This window comes from Capnocytophaga canis, from assembly GCF_000827555.1.
Lineage (GTDB): Bacteria > Bacteroidota > Bacteroidia > Flavobacteriales > Flavobacteriaceae > Capnocytophaga > Capnocytophaga canis.
In genome coordinates this window covers 1-273 of the sequence record NZ_CDOI01000095.1, presented here as the reverse complement: position 1 = coordinate 273, position 273 = coordinate 1, and the positions used below count along the sequence as shown (strand labels likewise).

Genomic DNA, 273 nt, shown 5'->3' with positions numbered 1-273 from the left:
ATAATTATTACGTGTGAAATAAACGGTATTGCCATCCTTAGTAAAGACAGCCGTAGATTCGTTGAATTTTGTATTAATATCCGATGGAAAGAGATGTTTGTTTGACAAAGTAATACTGTCCTGTTGTGCTATGTATAAATCGTAAAAACTCTCGCCTGTCCATTGTGAAGTTTGCTTGAACATACTACTATTACTCGCTGCAAAAATAACCTTATCTCCACCATAGAACGCAGCTCCATACTCTGAATGCTCTGTGTTGATATCCGTATGATA

General features: G+C 36.3%; 1 pseudogene. It reads right to left on the bottom strand.

The features are described 5' to 3' along the window. Positions 1 to 273, bottom strand: a pseudogene (locus tag CCAND38_RS11870) (OmpA family protein); the annotation flags it as partial.